The organism is Acidiphilium sp. PM, from assembly GCF_000219295.1.
Taxonomy (GTDB): domain Bacteria; phylum Pseudomonadota; class Alphaproteobacteria; order Acetobacterales; family Acetobacteraceae; genus Acidiphilium; species Acidiphilium multivorum.
Genome location: NZ_AFPR01000458.1, coordinates 1 through 5,628 on the forward strand (window position 1 = coordinate 1; position 5,628 = coordinate 5,628).

The 5,628-nt window shown below is 64.3% G+C and carries 4 protein-coding genes and 2 tRNA genes; 4 read left to right on the forward strand and 2 right to left on the reverse strand.

All coding sequences use genetic code 11. The features are described from left to right. Positions 1 to 110 precede the first annotated feature (110 nt). Positions 111 to 545 carry a hypothetical protein gene (locus APM_RS20470; RefSeq protein ID WP_083818683.1) on the forward strand — a complete coding sequence of 145 codons (435 nt, stop codon included), beginning with the start codon at positions 111 to 113 and terminating at the stop codon, positions 543 to 545. Positions 546 to 1,431: 886 nt separating this feature from the next. Here the strand turns inward: APM_RS20470 and APM_RS13790 are convergent. Continuing rightward, positions 1,432 to 1,524: transfer RNA gene (locus tag APM_RS13790), tRNA-Ser, on the reverse strand. 198 nt (positions 1,525 to 1,722) lie between these two features. Here APM_RS13790 and APM_RS13795 point away from each other — a divergent pair. Next, positions 1,723 to 3,189: an oligosaccharide flippase family protein gene (locus APM_RS13795; protein ID WP_012039941.1), complete on the forward strand. Its 1,467-nt coding sequence runs from the start codon at positions 1,723 to 1,725 to the stop codon at positions 3,187 to 3,189. A gap of 4 nt (positions 3,190 to 3,193) precedes the next feature. Here the strand turns inward: APM_RS13795 and lipB are convergent, their stop codons facing one another. Continuing rightward, entirely contained in the window at positions 3,194 to 3,880 is a 687-nt protein-coding gene (gene lipB / locus APM_RS13800) for a lipoyl(octanoyl) transferase LipB (RefSeq protein ID WP_007423981.1), read from the reverse strand. A 24-nt stretch (positions 3,881 to 3,904) separates the two neighbouring features. Between lipB and APM_RS13805 the strand changes: the two genes are divergently transcribed. Further along, a tRNA-Leu gene (locus APM_RS13805) sits at positions 3,905 to 3,990 on the forward strand. A 147-nt stretch (positions 3,991 to 4,137) separates the two neighbouring features. Continuing rightward, on the forward strand, positions 4,138 to 5,628 hold a 1,491-nt coding region (locus APM_RS13810; RefSeq protein ID WP_007423982.1), incomplete at its 3' end, for a phosphate acyltransferase.

The following is a 5,628-nucleotide window of genomic DNA, read 5'->3' on the forward strand; positions in this document are numbered from 1 at the left end:
AAAATTATTGCAACCGATACAATGCGGTGCGACAACAATCAGCGCAGCAATTCATCTTCGACTAAAATTTCGTTCGGTCCCAACTTGTGCAACAAGGAGGGAGACCATCAATGCCACTTCGCATTTTATATGCGGCTGGAAAGCTCACGCTCCTGACGTCGGGCGCTTTGGTCATGCCTCCCCAAATACCCGTAATTCCGGTCACAACCGAGCAATCGAGCCGCCGAAAATCGAGTTTCATTGTCGATATCAGCCCATTGGTCCGCCTAGAATGGTGGGCTGTTCTGGCGGTGCGTTGCGGTCTTCGGTCGGCAAGGTGGTTGGCTGCAGTTGAGGATCGGATCGCATACGATGCAGCGGATGCCGCGAGGACAACCTGGCCGAACAATAGTGAGCGTCAAGGCAAAGAACTGTACGAATTTACTAAAATCCAAGCTGAGGCACGCGTGAAAGCGGAGGCATCAGCAGTCGCCCAGTGCTCTGAACTGCTGACAACCGCCAAGCTCAATGAACTTGATCGAATGGCAACCGCTGCCGGCTGGTGACCCGAGGGCGCTGTTCACGCAGCGCCGCAAGGAGGCTTACGAGGCGCTGCATCCTGAAACGAAATACGAAAATACACTTCACAAAGGCTCGGCTCGCCAACTTGGCGACCCGGAAGATCGGGCGTCCCGCTTCACCGCCGACACCGCCGCCCGCACCGGCCAGTCAGAGCGCAGCGTGCGGTCAGCACCGGCCCGGTTATCTTGCGCTCGCGCGGCGGGCCGCTCTGCGGCGATACGTGAGCCTGTAGAGGCATCCCAGCCGGCGCGGCGGCAATGGCTTCCGGCACCGCCTGGCAACGGGCTGGGCAACGCCGCAGGGCGGGCGCCGCCTTCCATGACGACGATGCCAGCAACCATCCCCAGATCGATCCCATAGGGGACAAATAAATATCATACTAGGCATAGATAGGCGGTCGATATGGGGTGGACCGACCTAATTAGGCATAAATCAACGGTGCCTCACCCGAAAAACCGCAGAAAACCGCAAGGAACCGCAACCGGGTTGCGGTTTTTCGAGGCCACCAACTCGACTAAATACCTGCAATTTTTCCAAGCGTAGCCTCAAAACCGCAGGAACCGCAGAAACCGCAAGGGGTGCCAATCGCCCGAAACCGCGAAAACCGCCTCTCTAGGTTAAACACAAATTAAAATAGGACACTATTACTGTCTTATTTTATATCTTATAGATATATTTTGCGGTTTTTAGAACGCCTTTCGATACATCCGCTCCAATCCTTGGGAGTTTCAAACTCGCTATCGCGATTGATGCGCGACGTCCATAGACGTCCTAGGAGATGCGCGCCTCGAATGTATCCGGATAGGTGTATCCAAGATATATCATGGTTTTGGAATATTGCTGATGAAATCTATGGATTTTAGAAATGGGTGGCGGAGGGGATGGGATTCGAACCCACGAGACGACTCTACATCGTCTAACGGTTTAGCAAACCGCCGCCTTCGGCCACTCGGCCACCCCTCCGCCGAGGGTCACGGCGTATGCAAAAATGTTTCTAGTGAGGCGCACCGCATTCGTAAAGGGCGCTGCCTCTGGTTGTCGCACCGGGTGGGCAAAATTCGCACCAAGATGTAGCTTGACAATCATGACTTGTATCTCGCCCTGCGATCGTGAAAGTCGCGCATCTGTGTGCCGAGGCATGTTGCCTCGCCGGTGGCGGGTATGAGTCTTCAGCGCGGCGCGGCAAGGAGCACGGCGTGGAACCTGCTCACCGTCCTTGGCGAGCGGAGTTTCGGATTCGCCATCCTTGTCGTGCTGCTCCGCCACGTCTCGGTGCAGGATGTCGGAATCGTCGCGTTGGCGTCCGCGATTTCCGAACTTGCGCGCATGGTCACGGCAGGCGGTGCGGGTGAGCAGGTTGTGGCCGCCCCCGGAGACCGGACCGTGGAGGCGGGGGCGTTCTGGGCGCAGATGCTCCTTGCGCTCGTTGTCACCGGATTGCTTTTCGCCATTGCCGGACCGATTGCCCGGTATTATCAGGCATCGGCGCTTGGCTGGGTCATGCGGGCGTTGTCGCTCAACATCCTTCTTGGCGCGTTCCTTATCGTGCCGGCGGCAAGGCTCGCCCAGGCGTTCCGGTTTCGCGCGCTCAGCCTGATGTCGCTGGGCAGCACGATGCTGGGCGGCGCGGTGGCGCTGGAACTCGTCTTCCATGGCTACGGGCTGGCGGCCCTTGTCGTGCAGAGGATGGTCGGGATCGGCTTCTATTCGGTCGCGGCATCGATCGCCGCCCGTTGGCATCCGCCTCGGCCGCCGCGATGGGACGCTCTCGCCGCGGCGCTGCGCTTCAACCTGCCGATGATGGGGGCAGCGTTCGTCGATTATCTCGCCCATACCGGCTATGTCGTGCTGGTCGGCATGCGCGTGCCGGTGTTTGCCGTGGGGCAGTTCCGCATTGCCCAGCGCCTCGCCGAAGTGCTGCAGGAACTGGCGATCCTGCCGGCGAGCAAGGTTTTTCTCCCCGTGTTCGTGGCCGTGCGCGACGACCAGGAACGGCGGTATGCCGTTGCCTCGGCGCTGATGGATACGCTGGCGATCCTCTCGCTGGCCGCCGCCGCCGTCAGCGGTGCCGTCGCACACCCCCTTGTGGTGCTGATGTTCGGCGCGCGCTGGGCCAGCGCGGCGCCGGTGTTCGCGGCGCTCAGCCTGATCGTGCCGGCCTCGACGATCTACGCCTTCGTCAAGCCGATGCTCACCGCCCTGCGCCGGCCGGGGCTGGTGTCGATCTTTGCGGCGTTGAATGCCGGCACCATCGGACTCGCCGCCTGGTTCGCCGCACCCTACGGGCTCGTGCCGCTCGCCTGGGCGCTGTCTGCCCGCGGCCTGGTCGTCGCGCTGCTGCTGCTGCCGGCGCTGTCGATCGGGATCGGCCAGTCGGGCTGGCCGCTGCTGCGGCTGATGGGCGCGCCGATTACCGCCCTCGTCGCCGCCCGCCTCGCGACCGCCGCGTTCCTGCATGCGGTGGCGCCCGGCATCGGGCTGCTGTCGCAACTCGTGCTGGGCGCGAGCGTGGCGGGCGCGGTGTTCCTGCTGGTGCTCATGGCGCTCGCGCCCTGGCGGCTGATCGGGATGGCCCGCCGCCTGGCCTCGGCCTTCCGTCGTAGTCCGGTGCTGACCATCGCCGGCTGAAACCTCAAACCGGCTGCGGCGCCGCGTCGAAGACCCGCTCGAATGACCGGGCCAGCGCCGCATCGACCGCATCCAGCGTCGCGGTGACGCCGAGTGCCGCCAGCGACGTCACGCCATGCTCGCTGATGCCGCAGGGCACGATGCCGCCGAATCGCCCCAGGTCTGGCGCGACATTCAGCGCGATCCCATGATAGCTGACCCAGCGCGACACCCGCACGCCGATCGCCGCGATCTTCGATTCGCCGCCCGACGGGTTGGCCACCCAGATGCCGACGCGCCCCTCGCGCAATTCGCCGCGCACGCCGAACCCGGCCAGCGTGTCGATCAGCCAGGCTTCGAGCCCGGCGACGAACCCGCGCACATCCCGCGCCGGAACGCGGCCGTGCGGCCGGGAGAGGTCGAGCATGACATAGGCCACGCGCTGCCCGGGGCCATGATAGGTCCATTGCCCCCCGCGCCCGCTGCGGAAAACCTGCGCATCGCCGGGGTGCAGCAGATCGGCGTCCCGCGCCGAGGTTCCCGCCGTGTAAAGCGGCGGATGCTCGACCAGCCAGACCCGCTCCGCCTCCTCTCCCGCCCGGATCGCCGCCGCGCGGGCCTGCATTTCCGCCAGCGCAGAGGGATAATCGGTCAATCCGGGCGCTTTTGCCCATTCGACCGCATTCGTGGTTGTTGATACCGCGCGATCCATCGGCTATAGCGCTCCCGCTACGAGGCGGTCGTGGCGGAATGGTAGACGCGCAAGCTTGAGGTGCTTGTGGGGGAAACCCTGTGGAAGTTCGAGTCTTCTCGACCGCACCAGATTTCCGAGCCGGGACGCCAGGCTCGCACCGGGCGAGGTCATTTCGCCTGCTGACAAATTCGTCATCGCTATCCTGCCATGTGAAAGCCCGGTTGTCCGGGCCGCCCTGATCGCGCATTCTTGCTCCACTCAGGGGGGCACCGGATATGGATGAAACGCTTCGCAAGGCCGCACTCGATTACCACCGCCATCCGCGGCCGGGCAAACTCGCGATCACGCCGACCAAGCGCATGGAAACCTCGCGCGACCTGGCGCTGGCCTATTCTCCCGGCGTGGCGGCGGCCTGCCTCGCCATCAAGGACGATCCCGATACCGCCTATGACTACACGACGCGCGGCAATCTCGTCGCGGTGATCACCAACGGCACGGCGGTGCTCGGCCTCGGCAATATCGGCGCGCTCGCCTCCAAGCCGGTGATGGAGGGCAAGGCCGTCCTGTTCAAGAAATTCGCCGGGATCGACACGTTCGACATCGAGGTCGACCAGCCGGACCCGGACCGGTTCATCGAGGTGGTGGCGGCGCTGGAGCCGAGCTTCGGCGGCATCAATCTCGAGGACATCAAGGCGCCGGAATGTTTCCGCATCGAGCAGACGCTGCGCGAGCGGATGAACATCCCCGTGTTCCACGACGACCAGCACGGCACCGCCATCATCGTCGGCGCCGCCGTGCAGAACGCGATGATCGTGCAGGGCAAGACGATCGACGATGTCAGGATCGTCACCTCCGGCGCGGGGGCAGCGGCGATTTCCTGCGTGCGCATCCTGATCGCGCTCGGTGCCAACCCCGAGAATATCGTGATGACCGATATCGAGGGGGTGATCTACAAGGGGCGACCGAACCTGAACGAGACGCTGGAGCCCTTCGCCCGCGACACTGCGGCGCGGACCCTGCCGGAAGTGCTGGACGGGGCGGACATCTTCCTCGGCCTGTCCGCCCCCGGCGTGCTGAAGCCGGAATGGCTGGACAAGTTCGCCGCCAACCCGCTGATCCTCGCGCTGGCCAACCCGGAGCCGGAAATCCGCCCCGAGCTGGTGGCGGAACACCGGCCGGATGCGATCGTCTGCACCGGGCGGTCGGATTTTCCGAACCAGGTCAACAACGTGCTGTGCTTTCCCTTCATCTTCCGCGGCGCGCTGGATGTGGGGGCGACCGCCATCACCGAAGGGATGAAGCTCGCCGCCGTCACCGCCATCGCGGAGCTGACGCGGATCGAGGCCTCCGAGACGGTGGCGGCGGCCTATGGCGGCGTCGCCCCGGTATTCGGGCGGGACTACATCATTCCGAAGCCGTTCGATCCGCGGCTGATCCTGCACATCGCCCCTGCCGTGGCGCGGGCGGCGATGGATGAAGGGGTGGCGCGCCGGCCGATCGCGGATTTCGACGTCTACCAGCACGATCTCGAACGCCTCGTGTTCCGCTCGGGCCTGCTGCTGCGCCCGGTGATCGAGGTCGCGCGCTCGGCGAAGGTGCGGATCGTCTATGGCGAGGGCGAGGACGAGCGCACGCTGCGCGCCGCCCAGAGCGTGATCGACGACCGGATGGGCACGCCGCTGCTGGTCGGCCGCACCGCGGCGATCATGCAGCGGATCGCCGCACTCGGCCTGCGGATGAAGCCGGAGCAGGATTTCCGCATCGTC